The following is a 19,290-nucleotide window of genomic DNA, read 5'->3' as shown; positions in this document are numbered from 1 at the left end:
GCGCCTCCCACGCACATCCCCGCACCTCGATCCGACGCGCATCCCAACGGGGGGAGAAGCGAGATGAGCACGGCACAGTCACCCCGACCCGACGACACGGCCCGCACCCCGGGCCCGGCCGACCCGAGGGGCGAGTCCCCATGGGCGCGCATGCTGCTGGTCGCCCTCGTGGTCGGCGCCCTCTTCTGGAGCGTCACGGCACTGCTCAGCCCCGACGACGGCACCCTGCGGCAGTTCGTGGCCGCCGTCCTCTGCGCCGGCGCGGCGGTACTCGTCCAGTACGTGCTCGGCCTGGCACCACGCCCGGCCCACGAGCGGCTGGAGGAGCACACCCGCCGGGTGGAGAGCGCCCTCGCCGAGAACACCGCCGCCGTACGGGACGGGCTCAACCAGTACGACGACGAGCTGAAGTCCGGTCTGACCCGGTACACCGAGGACGTCAAGCAGCTCGTCGAGACGCACGTCACCCACGGGGACCACGGGTCCGGCGAGTCCGGGACGCCGCTGGACCCGGTCCGCATCGACAGCGTGCCCGACCTGGCCAAGGGCTTCGCCGACGTCCTGCTGCCCAGCCCCTCGATCCTGCACACCTTCGTCCACCTGGAGATGGAGCGGGTGGTCGGCCACATGGCGGACCTCACCAACCTGAGCGCCGAGTGCCCCGGCGAGAACCACGACTGGATGCTCACCCTCACCCGGGCCGCCGAGCAGTCCATCCTCGCCACCAGCACCTCCGTGGACCGGCAGTTCTGGAACAGCGAGCCCGCCGGACGCTACCTCGACGCCCAGCAGGCGGCCATCGACGAACAGGGCGTCGCGGTACGCCGCCTGTTCCTGCTGGAGAGCGCCCGCGAACTCGACGACCGGCTGCTGCGGCTGTGCGAGGAGCAGGAACTGCGCCGCATCGACGTCCGGGTCGCGGTCCTGCCCGAACTGCCCCCGCACCTCCAGCGCGGCACCACCAACGACTTCATCCTCTACGACGAGGAGGTGTCGTTCGAGATCGAACAGGACCTGCGCGACGTCAACGTGCGGACCCGCCTCACCGCACGCCAGGACTACGTACGGGACCGGCTCAAGCGCTTCCGGGAACTCTGGGACGCGGGCATGGGCCTGCGCGAACTGGAGGTGCGCGTCGACGACGAGGAGGACGGCAACTGGATGGTCGACCAGGCCTGACCGCTCCCTCGGTACTCCCGGGGGAGTAACGGCGTCCGCACGTCACCCGGGGCAGTACCGGGCAACTCGCCCTCGGGTCCGACGTGCCGGCCGCCCGCCGCCGGAAGTCTGGAGACGGCTGACCAGACATCCAGCGGAGGGAGGCCCGTGACATGGGGGCCGTAAGGACAAGCGGGGGGCGACGGCGGGCCGTGCCCTGGCTGGTGCTCGGACTGTGGATCGCGGTCCTGGCGATCGCCTCGCCGTTCGCGTCGAAACTCGCGGACGTGCAGCGCGACCGCGCCGTCGACTACCTGCCGGCCGGCGCCGACTCGACGCAGGTCGCCAAGATCCAGGACCGGCTGCCGGGCGGCGAGGCCACCGAGATGGTCCTCGTCTACCACCGGGACGCCGGACTGACCGCCGCCGACCGGGCCACCGCCGCCGACCAGGTCGCCGAGATCGCGGGCGCGCACGAACTCACCGGCCGGCCCGCCGGCATCCCGTCCGAGGACGGCACCACCCTCATGTACCCGGTCGCCGGCACCGAGCCCGGCCAGGACGAGGAGGCCCGCGACGCCCTCGTCAACGCGGTACGGGACATCGCCCGGGGCGGCGACGGGCTGAGCGTCGAGGTCGGCGGCGCCGGAGCGTTCGCCACCGACGCCTCCGAGGTCTACAACTCCCTCGACGGCCCCCTGCTCTACACCACCGCGGCCGTCGTCGCGCTGCTGCTGATCCTCATCTACCGCAGCCCGTTCCTGTGGCTGGTCCCGCTCGCCGTCGCCGGCATCGCCGACTACCTCTCCATGGGCGTCGCCTACGGCCTCAACCAGTGGTTCGGCACCGCGGTCTCCGGCCAGAGCTCCGGCATCATGACCATCCTCGTCTTCGGCGTCGGCACCGACTACGCGCTGCTGCTGGTCTCCCGCTACCGCGAGGAACTGCGGCGCGTCGAGCGGCCGTACGACGCCATGGCCGCCGCCCTGCGCGGCTGCGGCCCCGCCGTGCTCGCCTCCTCCGGCACCGTCGCCGCCGGGCTGCTGTGCCTGCTCGCCGCCGACCTCAACTCCAGCCGGGGCATGGGCCCGCTCGGCACCGTCGGCGTGCTGTGCGCGCTGGCCGCCATGCTGACCCTGCTGCCCGCGCTCCTGGTCCTGCTGGGCCGACGCGTCTTCTGGCCGCTCGTGCCTCGCTACGGCAGCACGCCCAAGGCCCGCAGGTCGCTGTTCACGGCGATGGGCGGCTCCGCCGAACGCCGTCCCCGCACCGTCCTCGTGGGCGGCGCGGTGCTGCTCGGCGCGCTCGCGCTCGGGGCGTTCGCCCTGCCCGGCTCCCTCAAGCAGGAGGACTCCTTCACCACCCGGCCCGACGCCATCGCCGCGATGGAGACCCTCGCCGCCGCCTACCCGGAGCGCGGCACCCAGCCCATCACCGTCATCGCCCCCACCGACCGGGCGGAGGCCGCCCTCGCCGAGGCCCGCGACACCCGCGGCGTCAAGAGCGCCGAGGCCGGCCGCAGCGGCGGAGGCTGGACCGAACTGACCGTACTCGCCTCCGCCCCGCCCCAGTCGGCGGCCGAGACCGCCACCATCGAGTCCCTGCGCGACTCGCTCGACGGCTCCTACGTCGGCGGCCCCAGCGCCCAGCAGATCGACCTGGAGGACACCAACGCCCGCGACACCGCCATCGTCGTTCCGATCGTGCTGCTGTCGGTGCTGCTGATCCTGACGGTGCTGCTGCGGTCGCTGGTCGCGCCGCTGATCCTGGTCGCCGCCGTGGTCGCCGTGTGGGGCGCGGCGCTCGGCATCGGGGGACTGGTCTTCGGGCCGCTCTTCGGCTTCGAGGGCACCGACCCCGGACTCGGCCTGCTGTCCTTCGTGTTCCTGGTCGCCCTCGGCGTCGACTACGGCATCTTCCTGATGCACCGCATGCGCGAGGAGTCCCTGCGCGGCGCCGAACCCACCGAGGCCGCGCTCTCCGCACTGCGCACCACCGGCGGGGTCATCGCCTCCGCCGGGCTGGTCCTCGCCGCCACCTTCGCGGTGCTCACCAGCATGCCGATGGTGCAACTGGTCGAGCTGGGCTTCGTCATCGCGGTCGGTGTCCTGCTCGACACCTTCCTCGTCCGCACCTACCTCGTCACCAGCGCGAGCGTCGCCCTGCGGCGCCGGGTGTGGTGGCCGGGCCGGCTGTCCCGGGCGCCCGGGGAGCCCGCGGCGGCCGGTGAGCGGGAGCCCGTAGGTGTCTGAGGTGCCGATCGACCGGAGTGCGCCCCTCCCCTCCCGGAGGGGCGCGTCCGTCGCGGAGGATGGGCGCGTGCAGGCAACCACCACGGCGGTGCCCCGGCCGCGTGCCGGCGAGCGGATCATGGCCGCCATCAACCGCGACCCGCGCGCCGCCCCGCACGGCACCCGCAACGACGCCGTGCTCGCCGCGGTCCTCCTCACCGGCGCCGTCTGCCTCGCCCTGTCCACCGACGAGGGCCGCCGCCCGGACGCGGTCGGCTGGGCGCTGCTGGTCGCCGCGCACGTCCCGATCGTGTGGCGGCGGCGCCACCCGCTGCTGGTGCTCGTGGCGCTGGTGGTCCTCGTCGGGCCGTACCACGCGATGGACAACAACCACGCGGCGGCCGGTCCGGCCTCCTACGTGGCGCTCTACACGCTCGCCGTCACCGGCCGCCCGCTGCGCACGATCCTGACCGGCATCGGTGTCCTCACCGTCTCCGTCGGCATCATGCTCACCGTCAACACCCACCAGGCCGTCGAGCTGATCCGCATCTCCGGCTGGGTGATCGCCATCCTCTTCGCCGGCGTCGACGTCCGCTACTACCGCCAGTACGTCGCCTCCATCGTCGAACGAGCCGAACGCGCCGAACGCACCCGCGAGGAGGAGGCCCGCCGCCGCGTCGCCGAGGAACGCCTGCGCGTCGCCCGGGACCTGCACGACCTGCTCGCGCACAGCATCACCGTCATCGGCGTGCAGACCTCGGTCGCCGCCCACGTCCTGACCGCCGACCCCGGCCGCCTGGACCGGGCCGCCGTCGCCAAGGCCCTCGACGACATCGCCGAGACCTGCCGGAGCGCGCGCGGCGAACTGCGCACCACGCTGGAGGTGCTGCGGGAGCAGGACGCCACCGACGCCCGCGGCCCGCTGCCCGGACTGCACGGGCTGCCCGACCTCGCGGAGACGGCCCGGGGCGCGGGCGCGCGGGTGGAGCTGTCGGTGCGGGCCGACGCCGTCCCGCCCGCGGTCGGCGCCGCCGTCTACCGCATCGTGCAGGAGGCGCTGACCAACTCCGTGCGCCACGCGGGCCCGAAGCCGTCCGTCCACGTCGAGGTGCGCGCCGAGCGGGGCGCCCTGCGCCTGTCCGTCACCGACGACGGCACCGGACCCGACCCCGCCGGCGCCCCCGGCTTCGGCCTCGTCGGCATGCGGGAGCGGGCCCGCAGCGTGGGTGGCACACTCGACGCCGGGCCGCGGGAGGGCGGCGGGGGCGGCTTCGAGGTGACGGCCGTGCTGCCGACGCCCGCCGTACCGACGGGGCCCGCCCCGGCCCCGACGCACCTGATCCCGGAGAGCGACCGATGACGATACGCGTGCTGCTCGCGGACGACCAGAACCTCGTCCGCGCCGCGTTCGCCCTGCTCGTGGCCTCGGCGCCGGACATGGAGGTGGTCGGCGAGGCGGGCACCGGCCGCGAGGCCGTGGAGCTGGCCCGCGCCGAACGCGCCGACCTCGTCGTCATGGACGTCCGCATGCCCGACCTGGACGGCATCGAGGCGACCCGGCTGATCGCCGCCGACGAGGACCTCGCGGGCGTGCGCGTGCTGGTCCTCACCACGTACGACACCGACGAGAACATCGTGGAGGCGCTCCGCGCGGGCGCCTCCGGGTTCCTGGTCAAGGACACCCGGCCCGCCGAACTCCTCGACGCCATCCGCACGGTGACGGCGGGCGACGCGCTCCTGTCGCCCGGACCGACCGCCCGCCTGATCGAAAGGTTCCTGCGCAGCCCCGCGACGCCCGCCGCGGGCACCGCGGGACCCGACTGCCTGTCCGAACGGGAACGCCAGGTGCTCGCCCTGGTCGCACGCGGCCTCAACAACACGGAGATCGCCGACTCCCTGGGCCTGAGCCCCCTGACCGCCAAGACCCACGTCAGCCGCATCATGGGCAAGCTGGGGGCGCGGGACCGCGCGCAACTGGTCATCGTGGCCTACGAGTCGGGGCTGGTGACCCCCGGCGTCGGGTGACCTCCGGCGCCGGCCGGCCTTCGGCGCGGCACCGCCGAGCGTGGGCGGCCCACGGGAGCCGCCACTCTTGGACGGCGTCCTCCCGCCGGGCCGGGACGGCGCGGACTGACCTAGCCCTCGCAGTAGAGGTCGGCGGACGGCCGCTGACCGGTCGCGAGGAAGCGGGAGACGGTCCGGTCGCCGCAGGCGTTGCCGTTGGCGAGGTAGGCGTCGTGGCCGGTGGAGTCCACGGTGACCATGACCGCGCGCCGGCCGAGCGCCTCCCGCATCTTCCGGGCGCCGCTGAGCGGGGTGGCCACGTCCCGTTCGTTCTGGACGAGCAGGACGTTGGACGGTCCCCGGTCGGTGATCCGCACCGGCGCCTCGCGCGGCGGGTGGGGCCAGGCGGCGCACACCATCGCGTTGCGGGGCATGCCCGCGGTGAGCGGGTACTTGGCGCGGCTCTCGGCGACGCCCTTGCGGTACACGGCGGGCGACTTCGGCCAGGCGACGTCGTTGCAGAGCGTCCCCACTCCCACGGCGGTGACGTTCTGCAGCACGGACTCGGGCGGCGCCTGCGGAGCGGGCGGCACGGTGCCCTGCGCCGCGGCCCGCATCAGCCTGGCGAGCGTGGGATACGCGCTGGGGCGGTACAGGCTGTCCAGCATCGTCTGACGCAGCACGTTGCCGTTCAGCTCCTCCGGGTTGGCTCCCGGCCAGGGGATCGGCGTACGGTCCAACTCGGCGGCGAGCCGCAGGAACCGCGGCCGTACGTCGGCGGCCCGGAGTGCCACGCGGTCCGGGTTGCCCGGCTGAGAGGCCCACGCGGCGAAGTCCGGGAAGGTGTCCTCCACGCCCTGCTCGTGCCCGGCGAGCCAGGCACGGGCGACACGGGCCGGGTCGGGGTCGTCGTTGCTGTCCAGCACGACGCGGTCGGTGCGGTGCGGGAAGAGCTGCGCGTACACCGCGCCGACGTACGTCCCGTACGACACCCCCCACGCGGAGATCTTCCGCTCGCCGAGAGCGGCCCGGAGACGGTCGAGGTCGCGGGCCTCGTTCGCCGTGCCGAGGTGCCGCATCAGCTCGCCGCCGTCGCGTACGCAGGCGTCGGTGACGCGGCGCGCGGTGTCGAGGTTCCCGTCGATCGAGCCGTCGGGGGCGGGCCAGGGGCGGAGCCTGGAGGTGGCGAGGTCGGCGGTCTCCAGCCCGCAGTCGACGGCGGTGGACGGGGCGAGCCCGCGCGGCGCGAACCCGACCAGGTCGTAGGCGTCCCGGACTTCGCGCGGCAGCTTCTGCCCCTTCCCCGACGGGTCGCCCAGACTGGACCCGCCCGGCCCGCCGGGGATGAGCAGCAGTGTCCCGCGCCGGGCGTCCGGATCCTCGCTCCGGATGCGCGAGACGGCGATGTCGATACGGGGGCTGCCGGGATCGGCGTAGTCCATGGGCACCTGGAGCGTGGCGCACTGCTGACGGGGGTCGACGGCGCCCCCGCCGCAGTCCGTCCAGGTGAGGGTCCCGGCCGGGTCCGCGGTCGTGGCGGAGGCGGTGAACGGCGCGGTGATCCCGAGGAGTGCGGTGGAGACGCCGACGAGGGCGGCGTCGCGGATGATTCGCTTGCGCTGCGTCATACGACGAGCCTCACGGATCTCCGGTGCCGCCCACATCCGGGCAACAACCCTCTTCGTACGGGGGTATACCCGAGGGGGCTGTCCCAGCCGCGGCCCCCTTCACGGGTACCACCTCCCCGCACTGTCGCACGGCCACCCCGGGGCATGCGCGAGAATGGGCGGCATGAGTCTGTTCCGCGACGACGGCATCGTGCTGCGCACCCAGAAGCTGGGTGAGGCGGACCGGATCATCACCTTGCTCACGCGCGGTCACGGACGCGTACGCGCCGTGGCGCGCGGGGTGCGGCGGACGAAGTCGAAGTTCGGGGCCCGCCTGGAACCGTTCTCGCACGTCGACGTGCAGTTCTTCGCCAGGAACAGCGAGCTGGTCGGGCGCGGGCTGCCGCTGTGCACGCAGAGCGAGACCATCGCGCCGTACGGTGGCGGGATCGTCACGGACTACGCCCGCTACACCGCGGGGACGGCCATGCTGGAGACGGCCGAGCGGTTCACCGACCACGAGGGCGAGCCGGCGGTGCAGCAGTACCTGCTGCTCGTCGGCGCGCTGCGCACCCTCGCCCGGGGCGAGCACGCTCCGAACCTCGTGCTCGACGCGTTCCTCCTGCGCTCGCTGGCCGTGAACGGGTACGCGCCGACCTTCGGGGACTGCGCGAAGTGCGGCCTGCCCGGTCCGAACCGGTTCTTCTCGGTCGGGTCGGGCGGTTCCGTCTGCGCCGACTGCCGGGTGCCCGGCAGCGTCGTACCCTCGCCGCAGGCCCTGGAACTGCTCGGGGCGCTGCTCACGGGCGACTGGGGGACCGCGGACGCGTGCGAGCCGCGGTACGTGCGGGAGGGCAGCGGGCTGGTGTCCGCCTATCTGCACTGGCACCTGGAGCGGGGCCTGCGTTCCCTGAGGTACGTCGAGAAGTCCTAGGCAGAAACACGCAGAATCACAGTACGAGGAGACGAGAGACACATGGCGGTACGCGGGATCCTTGGGCGGCAGCGCCGGGAGTACAGGACGCCGGAGCCGCACCCGTCCGGCGCGCGGCCCCCGGGCCTCGGTGAGCTGGTCCCCGAGCATGTGGCGATCGTCATGGACGGCAACGGGCGCTGGGCCAAGGACCGCGGGCTGCCGCGGACCGAGGGGCACAAGGTCGGGGCCGAGCGGGTGCTCGACGTGCTCCAGGGCGCGATCGAGATGGGCGTGAAGAACATCTCGCTGTACGCCTTCTCCACCGAGAACTGGAAGCGGTCGCCGGACGAGGTGCGCTTCCTGATGAACTTCAACCGGGACTTCATCCGCAGGACCCGCGACCAGCTCGACGAGCTGGGGATCCGCGTGCGCTGGGTGGGCCGGATGCCCAAGCTGTGGAAGTCCGTCGCCAAGGAACTCCAGGTCGCCCAGGAGCAGACGAAGGACAACGACCGGCTGACGCTGTACTTCTGCATGAACTACGGCGGCCGCGCCGAGATCGCCGACGCCGCGCAGGCCCTCGCCGAGGACGTGCGGGCCGGGAAGCTCGACCCGTCGAAGGTCAACGAGAAGACCCTCGCGAAGTACCTGTACTACCCGGACATGCCGGACGTGGACCTGTTCCTGCGGCCCAGCGGCGAGCAGCGCACGTCCAACTACCTGCTCTGGCAGAGCGCCTACGCCGAGATGGTCTTCCAGGACGTGCTGTGGCCCGACTTCGACCGGCGCGACCTGTGGCGGGCGTGCCTGGAGTTCGCCTCCCGCGACCGGCGGTTCGGCGGGGCCATCCCGAACGAGGAGCTCCTGGCCATGGAGGGCCGGAGCGGAGGAAAGTGAGCCCGTCCGGCCTTTGAGGACGAGGCCGTCAGGCCGGAAGGGGTCCGGGGCGCAGCCCCGGACCCGGCGGCTCAGCCGCCGGAGGCAGTCGCGCAGTCGGCGCAGGTGCCGAAGATCTCCACGGTGTGGGCGACGTTGACGTAGCCGTGTTCGGCGGCGATGGCCTCGGCCCACTTCTCCACCGCGGGGCCCTCGACCTCGACGGCCTTGCCACAGGAGCGGCAGACCAGGTGGTGGTGATGGTCGCCGGTGGAGCAGCGGCGGTAGACGGACTCGCCGTCGGCGGTGCGCAGGACGTCGACCTCGCCGGCGTCGGCGAGGGACTGAAGCGTGCGGTAGACCGTGGTGAGCCCGACCGAGTCGCCCTTGTGCTTGAGCATGTCGTGGAGCTCCTGTGCGCTGCGGAACTCCTCGACCTCCTGGAGAGCCGCCGACACGGCGGCCCGCTGCCGGGTGGCGCGGCCCTTCACGGGCGGTCCAGCGGTCGTCACCGGGTTCCTCCTCACGTCTTGGCGGCTTGCCGGGCCATTGTGCCAGCCCGGTTCGCCCGCGGTCAGACGCCGACCTCGTCGGTGGCCCCCCGGGTGGCCGGAATCTTGCACTCCGCCGGATCCGACGCGGGCCCCGCGGCGGTGGCCGCTCGCGCGCGTCGCCGGGCGAGCGGTGCCGCCAGCGCGGTCAGCAGGACGAACGCGCCGATGGTGAGCAGCACGATCGTCGCGCCGGGCGGCACGTCCTGGTAGTACGAGGTGACCGTGCCGCCGATCGTCACGGTCACGCCGAGCGCGACGGCGATCGCGAAGGTGGCGGCGAAACTGCGGGTGAGCTGCTGCGCGGCGGCCACCGGGACCACCATCAGCGCCGACACCAGCAGCAGCCCGACGACGCGCATCGCGACCGTCACCGTCACCGCGGCCGTGACCGCCGTCAGCAGGTTCAGCGCGCGTACCGGCAGGCCGGTGACCCGGGCGAACTCCTCGTCCTGGCTGACCGCGAACAGCTGCCGGCGCAGGCCCAGGGTGACCAGGACCACGAAGGCGGCCAGCACGCAGATCGCCGTGACGTCGGACTCGCTCACCGTGGACAGGGAGCCGAAGAGGTACGAGGTGAGGTTGGCGCTGGATCCGGTCGGCGCGAGGTTGATGAACATCACACCGCCGGCCATGCCGCCATAGAAGAGCATCGCGAGGGCGATGTCGCCGCGAGTCTTGCCGTACCAGCGGATCAGCTCCATGAGGACCGCGCCGAGCACGGAGACCAGGGTTGCCATCCACACCGGGGACCAGGAGAGCAGGAAGCCGAGGCCGACGCCGGTCATCGCCACGTGGCCGATGCCGTCGCCCATGAGGGCCTGGCGGCGCTGGACCAGGTAGATGCCGACGGCGGGCGCGGTGATGCCGACCAGGACGGCCGCCAGCAGGGCCCGCTGCATGAAGGCGTAGTTCAGGATTTCCATAGTCGTCAGTCGTCGCCTTCTCAGCTCAGCAGGCCGGTGCGGATCGGTTCGGCGTCCGTGGGCGCGTGCGGGTGCACGTGGTCGTGGCCGGGCAGCGCGTGCTGGCCGACCGCCTTCGGGGGCGGGCCGTCGTGCAGCACGCAGCCGTCGCGGAGCACCACGGCGCGGTCGATCAGCGGCTCCAGGGGGCCCAGCTCGTGCAGGACGAGGAGGACCGTCGTACCGGCCGCGACCTGCTTCCTGAGCGTCTCGGCCAGCACCTCCTGGCTGGCCAGGTCGACGCCCGCCATCGGCTCGTCCATGATCAGCAGTTCGGGTTCGGCGGCGAGCGCGCGGGCGATCAGCACGCGCTGGTGCTGGCCGCCGGAGAGGGCGTTCACCGAGTCCTTGGCCCGGTCGGTCATGCCGACCAGGGCGAGGGCGCGGCGCACGGCCTCGTGGTCGGCCTTGCGCAGGATGCCGAAGCGGGCCCGGGAGAGCCGCCCGGAGGAGACCACCTCGGTCACCGTCGCGGGGACGCCGCCCGCGGCCGTGGTGCGCTGCGGGACGTAGCCCACGCGCGCCCAGTCGCGGAACCGGCGCCGGTCCGTGCCGAACAGCTCGATCTCCCCGGCGGTGACCGGTACCTGGCCGATGACGGTGCGCACGGCCGTGGACTTGCCCGAGCCGTTGGCGCCGAGCAGGGCGACGACCTCGCCGCGGCGCACGGTGAGGTCGATGCCGCGCAGGACGGGGCGTGAGCCGAGTTCGGCGCGCACGCCGCGCAGCGAGATGACGTTGACGGGCTCGCTCATGCCGCCCTCCGGTGAGTTGATCACTTGGCTCCCAGGGCCGTCCGCAGGGCCTTGAGGTTGGCTTCCATGACCTGGAAGTAGTCGTCGCCGCGGGACTTCTCGGTGATGCCCTCGACCGGGTCGAGGACGTCCGTCTTGAGGTTCGCGTCCTTGGCGACCGTCTTCGCGGTCTTGTCGCTGACGAGCGTCTCGTAGAAGACCGTGGAGACGCCGTCGGCCTTCGCCATCTTCTCAAGCTCCTTGACCCGGGCGGCGCTGGGCTCGGACTCGGGGCTGAGGCCGCTGATGGCCTCCTCGGTCAGGCCGTAGCGCTCGGCGAGGTAGCCGAAGGCGGCGTGCGTGGTGATGAAGACCTTGGTGTCGGTGTCCTTCAGCCCGGTCTCGAACTCCGTGTTCAGGGCGCCGAGCTTCTTGACCAGGGCGTCGGTGTTCTTCTTGTAGTCGGCGGCGTGGTCGGGGTCGGCCTTCTCGAAGGCCTTGCCGACGCCCTCGGCGACCTCGGCGTACTTGACCGGGTCGAGCCAGATGTGGGGGTCCTCGCCGCCCTCCTCGCCGTGCTCGTGGCCGTGCTCTTCCTCGGCGTGGTCGTGCTCGGCGGCGTGTCCGCCGACCTCGGAGCCGTGCTCCTCCAGGGCGGTCAGCGTGGTCGCGTCGATCTTCGTCTTGGCGCCGGACTGGGCGATGGCCTCGTCGGCGGAGGGCTGGAGGCCCTTGAGGAAGAGCGCGGCGTCCGTCTCCTCCAGCTGGGCGCGCTGCTTGGCGCTGATCTCCAGGTCGTGCGGTTCCTGGCCGGGCTCGGTCAGACTGGTGACGTTGACGTGGTCGCCGCCGATCTGCTCGGCGAGATAGGCCATGGGGTAGAACGACGCGACGACGTCGAACTTGTCCGTGTTGCCCGCCGCCGCGCTGTCGCCGGAGCAGGCCGAGAGGGTCCCGAGGCCGAGTGCGGCGGCCGCGGTGACTGCTATGCCGGATATGTGACGTCGTCGTACGTTCATGGGATTCATTTTCAACAAATATGGAAACGGTTGTCAACAAACGGTCGTACCGGGGGCCCGCGGATCCGGCGGGGCCCCGATTTGGTTGAGGGGCAGTCCACGCCGGTAACCTGAAGCATTCTCTGGAAGCATCTCGCTTCGCCCGCCCGTCACCCGACCACCACCCCCTCATCGAGGCGCTTCGCGCCGCACCAGTCAGTCACCGTCGTCGTAATGAAGAGAGCACCGTGGCCGCCGACAAGATCGACACCATCGTCAGCCTGAGCAAGCGCCGTGGCTTCGTATTCCCCTGCAGTGAGATCTACGGCGGTCAGCGCGCCGCCTGGGACTACGGTCCGCTCGGTGTCGAGCTCAAGGAGAACCTCAAGCGCCAGTGGTGGCGCTACATGGTCACGTCGCGCGAGGACGTCGTCGGTCTCGACTCCTCCGTGATCCTGGCCCCCGAGGTCTGGGTGGCCTCCGGTCACGTCGCCACCTTCACGGACCCGCTGACCGAGTGCACCTCCTGCCACAAGCGGTTCCGCGCGGACCACCTGGAGGAGGCCTACGAGGAGAAGAAGGGCAAGGCTCCCGAGAACGGCCTCGCCGACCTCAACTGCCCCAACTGCGGCAACAAGGGCACCTTCACCGAGCCCAAGCAGTTCTCCGGTCTGCTCTCCACCCACCTCGGCCCGACCCAGGACAGCGGCTCCGTCGCCTACCTGCGGCCCGAGACCGCCCAGGGCATCTTCACCAACTTCGCCCAGGTGCAGACCACTTCGCGCCGCAAGCCGCCGTTCGGCATCGCCCAGATGGGCAAGTCCTTCCGCAACGAGATCACGCCCGGCAACTTCATCTTCCGGACCCGCGAGTTCGAGCAGATGGAGATGGAGTTCTTCGTCAAGCCGGGCGAGGACGAGAAGTGGCAGGAGTACTGGATGGAGCAGCGCTGGAACTGGTACACGGGCCTGGGTCTCCGCGAGGAGAACATGCGCTGGTACGAGCACCCGGCCGAGAAGCTCTCCCACTACTCCAAGCGCACCGCCGACATCGAGTACCGGTTCTCCTTCGGCGGCAGCGAGTGGGGCGAGCTGGAGGGTGTCGCCAACCGCACCGACTACGACCTCTCCTCGCACGCCAAGGCCTCCGGCCAGGACCTCTCCTACTTCGACCAGGAGGCCGGCGAGCGCTGGACGCCGTACGTCATCGAGCCGGCGGCCGGTGTCGGCCGGGCGATGCTCGCCTTCCTGCTCGACGCGTACATCGAGGACGAGGCGCCGAACGCCAAGGGCAAGCTGGAGAAGCGCACGGTGCTGCGGCTCGACCCGCGGCTGTCCCCGGTGAAGGTCGCCGTGCTGCCGCTGTCCCGCAACCCCGAGCTGTCGCCCAAGGCGAAGGGGCTCGCGCAGGCGCTGCGGCAGAACTGGAACATCGAGTTCGACGACGCCGGGGCGATCGGGCGCCGGTACCGGCGTCAGGACGAGATCGGTACGCCGTTCTGCGTCACCGTCGACTTCGACACGCTGGACGACAACGCGGTGACGGTCCGCGAGCGGGACACGATGAAGCAGGAGCGCGTGTCGCTGGACCAGATCGAGGGGTACCTGGCCTCGCGTCTGGTCGGGTGCTGATCGTTCGTTCCGGTTGAGGTGCCAGGGGGCTCCGCCCCCTGGACTCCCGGGCCTGTGCCCACCCCTCGCCCGTCTCAGTCGGGTGAAGGGTGGGCGTTCGGCGTTTTCGGGGCCCCTGAGGGGGCGCCGTCGTAGTGGTTCCAGGCCTGAATGACCAGGGAGCGGCACGAGGTCCTCGCGCACCGCGGCAAGCGCAAGGAGTTCCTCAACCGGTACGTCGGCCGGCTCCGCCTCGACCACACGGACCTGTGGCTGGGGCCGGAGGCCGGACCCCGGATGGTGACGTACGCGCCCGCCGACGAGGACTCCCGGGAGCGGCTGGAGCGGCTGCGCGCGATCGCCCTGGAGCGTGAGGCGGCCCCGGCGGGGTGACGCCGTCGGGGTGAGCCCGAGGTGCGGGAACGCGCAGTTGTGCGGAAGGTGATGTTCCCAGGGGTTTCCCACCGCACGGACAGGGCGAGGACGAACAGTCATGGCTGAGCAGAAGTCGGCGCAGACACTCCCGCGGCCGTTGCACGCGGCCGCTTCCGCGGTACAGAAGGTGCCGGGCGCCACGACGGTCGGTAAGGCCGCCGAGGGCGCGCTGGAACGGATCGGCGCGGTGTCGCCGCGCGGGCGGCGCGTGATCGTGTACACGGGCGCGGGGGTGCTGGGCGTCGCCGGCCTGGTGGAGTGGCCGGTGGCGCTCACCGGGGCGGCGGTGGCCTGGCTGACGCAGTCACGGCGGCGGAACGGGAACGGGGTCGCCGGGCGGGGCACTGGTGGTACCGGTGCCGCCGAGGCCGCCAGGAAGCGCGCCGCCGTCAGGAAGAGCACCGCCAAGACCGCGGCGGCGAAGTCGGCCGCCTCGACGTCGCCCGCGGCGAAGTCGGCCGCGGCGAAGAAGGCGGCGGCGAAGAAGACCACCGCGACGAAGACGACTGCGAAGAAGGCCACGGCCCAGTCGGCCGCCGCGAAGTCCGCCGCGGCGAAGAAGGCGACCGCGGCGACGAAGGCGACCGCCAATAAGGCGACGGCGAAGAAGGCCACGGCGAAGAAGACGACCGCCAAGAAGACCGCCGCGACGAAGACCGCCGCCAGGAAGACCGCCGCCAGGAAAGCCCCCGCGAAGAAGACCGCGTCACCCGCACGGAGCAGGAGCCGCTCGGGAAAGAAGGCGTCGTCCAGCCGTCCCCCCGCCTCGGGCTCGGCCGGCGGCCGTAAGACCGCCTCCGCCTCGCGCACCCGCAGGACGGGCTGAGCCACGGCCATGGTCGGCGCACTTCTGACGCGGTCCCAGGACGCCGTCACCGGATTCGTACTGGCCGGCCCCCGGCTGCTCGCCCGCTCCACCGCACCCGCCGTCGGCGCCGCCGCCGGCGCGGTCGCGGGCACCGCGCGGGCCGGTGTGCGAGGCGCCGACTTCGCCGCCCGCGCGGCCCGGGTCGCCCGGTCCGCGCTGCCCGGCGGCACCCGGGACTGGCGGGCCGGACCCCGGGCCCACGTCGCCCTCGCCCCTGCCGAGTCCGACGAGGTGCGCCTGGCGGGCGGCACGGAACGCGTCGCGCGAAGGGTGGCCGCGGAGGTGGCCGAACACCCGGACGTGCTGGTCGCCTACTGGGACACCGGCCTCGCCAGGCTGGTGGTGACCGCGACCGAGGAGGAGCTGACCGACTCCGTCGTGGACCACGTCACCGAACTCGCCGGGCGGCACGGACTCACCCGGACGGACCGACGGGACCGGCAGGACGTCGGCGACCAGGTGGACGAACTGGCCCACCCCGGCGATCCGGCCTCGGTGCGCGTCGCCGCGACCGCCCTCGGCGCCGACCTCCTCGGCATCGCCGCCGCCGTGACCGGCGCGCGCCTGCGGCTGCCGCCCTCGCCGCGCCTGATCACCGCCGTGGCGACACTGCTGCGCGAGAACCCGGCCTTCCGCGCCTGGCTGCGCGAGCGGATGGGCGACCACCGCATGGACGTGGCGCTGGCCGCCGCCAACGCCGCCGTGCACGGCGCCGGGCAGAGCCCCACCTCGCTGGTCCTCGACGGAGCGCTGCGCGCCTGCCAGTTGACGGAGGCGGTGGCCCGGACGGCGGCCTTCGAGGTGGTGCACGACCAGCTCTGCGCCCCCGGCCGAGGCAGCCTGCCCGCCGACCTCACCCTGCGCCCGGCGCCGCGCACCTCCCCGGCCCAGGACTACGCCGCCCACGCCTCGGCCGGCAGCGTCGCGGGCGCCGCGGCGACGCTGCTGGTCAAGCACGACGTGACCGAGGCGGCCGAGGCCGTGCTGGCCGGCTCGCCCAAGGCCGCGCGGTACGGTCCCGCCGCCTTCCACGCCGTACTGAGCGCGGCCCTGTCCCGTACCGGTGTGCTGGTGCGCGACCCCGGACGGCTGCGGCAGCTGGAGATGGCCCGCACGGTCGTGCTGCACCCGAGCGCGCTGCGGCTGCCGGACGACGGCGCCGACCCGTGGACCGAGGACGTGCTGGACGCGGCCCGGCGGGCCGGCCTGCGCGTGGTGATGGTCCAGGACCCGGCGCTGGCCGACTTCACCGGCCTCGCGGACCAGGTCGTCGACGCGCGGCGCCCGCTCGCGGACGTCGTGGCCGAACTGCGCCCCGAGGGCGGCGTCGTCACGGTCGTACGCCCGCGGCCCAGGGACGACGAATCGGTGCTGGCCGGGCTGCTCGGCGGGGACGTGGCGGTCGCCCTGGCCGACGCGGACTCCCCGGTGGCGTGGGGCGCCGACGTGATCGCTCCGCAGGGGCTCGCCGACGTGTGGCGGCTGCTGCGGGCGGTGCCCGCGGCCCGTGCCATCGGGCGGCGCTCGCAGACGCTGGCCCGGTCCGGCGCCGCGCTGTCCGGGCTGCTGGTGGCGGTCGGCGAGGCGCGCGGCCGGCGGCGGGGCAGGCCGAGCTTCATCGCCCTGTCCGGGCTGCGGCACGCGCCGGTCGACGCGAGCGCGGCGGCGGCCCTGCTGTCCGGGACGCGTGCCGCGGTCGGCGTGGCGATGGCCCGCGCCCCGCATCCCCGGGCGCGAGTGGCGTGGCACGCGCTGGCCCCGGACGCCGTACGGGACCGCCTGGAGCGGGAGAGCGAGCCCGATCCGACCGTCGTCGAGCAGGCCGCGGCCCGGCTGCGCGCGGTCGCCGACCGGGCGGGCCGGGTGCCGGTGCTGGCCCCGGCGTTCTGGTCGTGGGAGCTGGCCCGGGCGGTCCGCGGGGAGCTGGACGATCCGCTCACCCCGGTGCTCGCGGTCGGCTCGGCGGCCTCCGCGATCCTCGGGTCGGTCGTGGACGCCCTGCTGGTGGTCGGGGCGCTCGACCTGAACGCGCTGGTCGGCGGGTTCCAGCGGCTGCGCGCCGAGCGGGCGCTGTCCGGGCTGCTGGCCGAGCAGACGCAGAAGGCCCGGGTCACCGAGGAGCCCGAACGCGAGGGCGGGCCGCCGCGCATCATGGACGCGTCCCGGCTGCACCCGGGGTATGTGATCGAACTGAAGACGGACGACGTCGTCCCGGCCGACGCCCGGCTGCTGTGGGAGGACGGCCTGGAGGTGGACGAGTCCGCGCTGACCGGTGAGTCGCTGCCGGTGGGCAAGAGCGTGGACCCGGCGCCCAAGGCCCCGGTGGCCGAGCGGTACTGCATGGTCTTCGAGGGCACGACCGTGGTGGCCGGCCGCGCCCGGGCCGTCGTCGTGGACATCGGTGACCACACCGAGGCGGCGCGGGCGGTGGCGCTCGCCGCCCGGACGCCCGCCGCGGCCGGGGTGCAGGCCAGGCTCCAGGAACTGACCCGCAAGGCGCTGCCGCTCACCCTGGCGGGCGGGGCCGCGGTCACCGGTCTGTCGCTGCTGCGCGGGGCGCCGGTCCGGCAGGCCGTCGCCGGCGGGGTGTCGGTCGCGGTGGCCGCCGTGCCCGAGGGGCTGCCCCTGGTGGCGACGGTGGCGCAGCTCGCGGCGGCCCGGCGGCTGAGCCGTCGCGGGGTCCTCGTGCGCACCCCGCGCACGCTGGAGGCGCTGGGCCGGATGGACACCATCTGCTTCGACAAGACCGGCACGCTCACCGAGAACAGGCTGCGGCTGACGCGCGTCGCGGGCGCCGACGGCACGGTCCGCAGGGTGGGCGACCCGGAGGCCGCCGACGCCGTACGGACCGCCGCGCGCGCCGTGCCCCGGCTGAACGGCGACGGGGCCCGGCCCACCCACGCCACCGACGAGGCGGTCCTGGACGCGGCGGGCGACGACCCGGGGTGGACGCAGGTGGAGGGCCTGCCCTTCGAGACCTCGCGCGGTTACGCCGCAGCCGTCGGACGGGACCCGGCCGGCGGTCCCGAGACGCTGGTGGTCAAGGGCGCCCCGGAGACCGTGCTGCCGGCCTGCGCCGACCTGCCGTCGCACACCCTGGAGGTGGCGCAGGCCCTGGCCCGCGACGGACTGCGCATCATCGCGGTGGCCTCCCGCCCCCTGCGCCGGGGCGAGAAGGCGGCCGACGTCCTCGAACAGCAGCCGGCGAAGCTGGAGTTCACGGGGCTGCTGGCGCTGTCCGACGTACCCCGTGAGACGTCCCCGGCGCTGGTGCGTGGGCTGCGCGAGGCGGGCGTACGGCCCGTGGTGCTGACCGGCGACCATCCGCAGACCGCCCACGCCATCGCCGTCGACCTGGGCTGGCCCGAGGACGCGGTCGTGGTCACCGGCGACGAACTCGCCGCCGCCGACCGTACGGCGCGCTCCCGGATGCTGCGCGACGCGGACGTCGTGGCCCGGGTGGCGCCGGAGCAGAAGCTCCAGGTCGTCGAGTCGCTGCGGGACGCCGGGCGGGTCGTCGGCATGGTCGGCGACGGCGCCAACGACGCGGCCGCCATCCGCGCCGCGGACATCGGCGTCGGCATCAGCGCCCGCGGCTCGGCCGCCGCCCGCAACGCCGCCGACCTGGTGGTGACCGGCGACGACCTGCTGGTGCTGGTGGAGGCGGTCCGGGAGGGCCGGGCGCTGTGGCACAGCGTCGCCGACGCCATCGCGATCCTGATCGGCGGCAACGCGGGCGAGGTCGGCTTCGGCATCCTCGGCACGGTGCTGAGCGGCTCCTCGCCGCTGTCGACCCGCCAGATGCTGCTGGTGAACCTCTTCACCGACCTGTTCCCGGCGATGGCGGTCGCGGTGACGCGCACGGGGGATCCCGAGCAGGAGGCCGCCGACGCGGTCGCGCCGCTGGGCGCGGCGGTGCTGGGCGAGCCCCTGCTGCGGCAGATCCGGCACCGGGCCCTGACCACGGCGCTCGGGGCGACCGCGGCCTGGCTCTTCGGCCGCTTCACGCCGGGCACGGACCGCCGCTCGACGACGATGGCCCTGTGTGCCGTGGTCGGCACCCAGCTCGCCCAGACCCTCGCCGACCGCCGCGACAGCCGCCTGGTCCAGGTCACGTCCCTGGGCTCGGCCGCCGCCCTGGTCGCCCTCGTCCAGACCCCGGGCGTCAGCCGCCTCTTCGGCTGCACCCCGCTGGGCCCGGTGGCGTGGACGGGCGTGGCGGCGGCCATCGTCCTGGCCCTGGCGGGCCAGCGGGCGCTGCCGGAGGTGGAGGAGGCGGTCCTGAAGTACTGGCCGATGGTGGCGGAGCGGCTGCCGAATCCGCTGCGCTGAGGCCC

At 73.5% G+C, this 19,290-nt stretch carries 14 protein-coding genes and 1 pseudogene; 10 read left to right on the top strand and 5 right to left on the bottom strand.

The genetic code is table 11. From position 1 onward, the window contains the following. Positions 1 to 63: 63 nt before the first annotated feature. The 4 genes from OIE75_RS11965 (at position 64) to OIE75_RS11950 (ending at position 5,414) form a co-directional block, all read left to right on the top strand. Positions 64 to 1,179 (top strand): hypothetical protein, encoded by a 1,116-nt coding sequence (locus OIE75_RS11965; protein WP_307011952.1) that lies wholly within the window; start codon positions 64 to 66, stop codon positions 1,177 to 1,179. Positions 1,180 to 1,331: 152 nt separating this feature from the next. Then, positions 1,332 to 3,410 carry an MMPL family transporter gene (locus OIE75_RS11960; protein ID WP_329470753.1) on the top strand — a complete coding sequence of 693 codons (2,079 nt, stop codon included), beginning with the start codon at positions 1,332 to 1,334 and terminating at the stop codon, positions 3,408 to 3,410. 67 nt (positions 3,411 to 3,477) lie between these two features. Beyond that, positions 3,478 to 4,749 (top strand): sensor histidine kinase, encoded by a 1,272-nt coding sequence (locus OIE75_RS11955; protein WP_307011949.1) that lies wholly within the window; start codon positions 3,478 to 3,480, stop codon positions 4,747 to 4,749. Beyond that, complete coding sequence (locus tag OIE75_RS11950) at positions 4,746 to 5,414, top strand: response regulator transcription factor (protein WP_329470751.1); 669 nt, start codon at positions 4,746 to 4,748, stop codon at positions 5,412 to 5,414. The genes OIE75_RS11955 and OIE75_RS11950 overlap by 4 nt, the downstream gene beginning before the upstream one ends. Positions 5,415 to 5,524: 110 nt before the next feature. On the opposite strand, the gene OIE75_RS11945 is transcribed toward OIE75_RS11950, so the two are convergent. Then, positions 5,525 to 7,021 (bottom strand): alpha/beta hydrolase, encoded by a 1,497-nt coding sequence (locus tag OIE75_RS11945; protein WP_307011945.1) that lies wholly within the window; start codon positions 7,019 to 7,021, stop codon positions 5,525 to 5,527. Between the two features lie 163 nt (positions 7,022 to 7,184). Between OIE75_RS11945 and recO the strand changes: the two genes are divergently transcribed. Together recO and OIE75_RS11935 are read left to right on the top strand one after the other, a co-directional pair. Next, the gene (gene recO / locus OIE75_RS11940; protein WP_125491737.1) at positions 7,185 to 7,934 is read left to right on the top strand and encodes a DNA repair protein RecO; all 750 of its coding nucleotides are present in this window, start codon (positions 7,185 to 7,187) and stop codon (positions 7,932 to 7,934) included. A 42-nt stretch (positions 7,935 to 7,976) separates the two neighbouring features. Continuing rightward, a complete protein-coding gene (locus OIE75_RS11935) occupies positions 7,977 to 8,813 on the top strand; it encodes an isoprenyl transferase (protein ID WP_307011943.1) in 837 nt (278 codons plus the stop codon). Positions 8,814 to 8,884: 71 nt separating this feature from the next. On the opposite strand, the gene OIE75_RS11930 is transcribed toward OIE75_RS11935, so the two are convergent. The 4 genes from OIE75_RS11930 to OIE75_RS11915 all read right to left on the bottom strand — a co-directional run bounded on the left by OIE75_RS11930 (position 8,885) and on the right by OIE75_RS11915 (position 12,061). Further along, the gene (locus OIE75_RS11930; RefSeq protein WP_122620198.1) at positions 8,885 to 9,304 is read right to left on the bottom strand and encodes a Fur family transcriptional regulator; all 420 of its coding nucleotides are present in this window, start codon (positions 9,302 to 9,304) and stop codon (positions 8,885 to 8,887) included. A 62-nt stretch (positions 9,305 to 9,366) separates the two neighbouring features. Then, entirely contained in the window at positions 9,367 to 10,269 is a 903-nt protein-coding gene (locus OIE75_RS11925; protein WP_122620199.1) for a metal ABC transporter permease, read from the bottom strand. 20 nt (positions 10,270 to 10,289) lie between these two features. Continuing rightward, positions 10,290 to 11,063 carry a metal ABC transporter ATP-binding protein gene (locus OIE75_RS11920; protein WP_329470747.1) on the bottom strand — a complete coding sequence of 258 codons (774 nt, stop codon included), beginning with the start codon at positions 11,061 to 11,063 and terminating at the stop codon, positions 10,290 to 10,292. A 20-nt stretch (positions 11,064 to 11,083) separates the two neighbouring features. Then, positions 11,084 to 12,061: a metal ABC transporter substrate-binding protein gene (locus OIE75_RS11915; RefSeq protein WP_307011936.1), complete on the bottom strand. Its 978-nt coding sequence runs from the start codon at positions 12,059 to 12,061 to the stop codon at positions 11,084 to 11,086. A gap of 227 nt (positions 12,062 to 12,288) precedes the next feature. Between OIE75_RS11915 and OIE75_RS11910 the strand changes: the two genes are divergently transcribed. From OIE75_RS11910 to OIE75_RS11895, 4 genes and pseudogenes are all read left to right on the top strand, one after another. Continuing rightward, positions 12,289 to 13,671, top strand: coding sequence for a glycine--tRNA ligase (locus OIE75_RS11910; protein ID WP_234954510.1), 1,383 nt, complete (start codon positions 12,289 to 12,291; stop codon positions 13,669 to 13,671). Positions 13,672 to 13,830: 159 nt separating this feature from the next. Beyond that, positions 13,831 to 14,043: pseudogene (locus OIE75_RS11905) on the top strand (MmyB family transcriptional regulator); the annotation flags it as partial. A 100-nt stretch (positions 14,044 to 14,143) separates the two neighbouring features. Continuing rightward, complete coding sequence (locus OIE75_RS11900; protein ID WP_329470743.1) at positions 14,144 to 14,911, top strand: histone H1-like repetitive region-containing protein; 768 nt, start codon at positions 14,144 to 14,146, stop codon at positions 14,909 to 14,911. Positions 14,912 to 14,920: 9 nt separating this feature from the next. After that, positions 14,921 to 19,285 carry a cation-translocating P-type ATPase gene (locus OIE75_RS11895; RefSeq protein ID WP_329470741.1) on the top strand — a complete coding sequence of 1,455 codons (4,365 nt, stop codon included), beginning with the start codon at positions 14,921 to 14,923 and terminating at the stop codon, positions 19,283 to 19,285. Positions 19,286 to 19,290 lie beyond the last annotated feature (5 nt).

This window comes from Streptomyces sp. NBC_01723 (genome assembly GCF_036246005.1).
Classification (GTDB): domain Bacteria; phylum Actinomycetota; class Actinomycetes; order Streptomycetales; family Streptomycetaceae; genus Streptomyces.
This window is presented reverse-complemented; position numbering and strand designations above follow the sequence as displayed.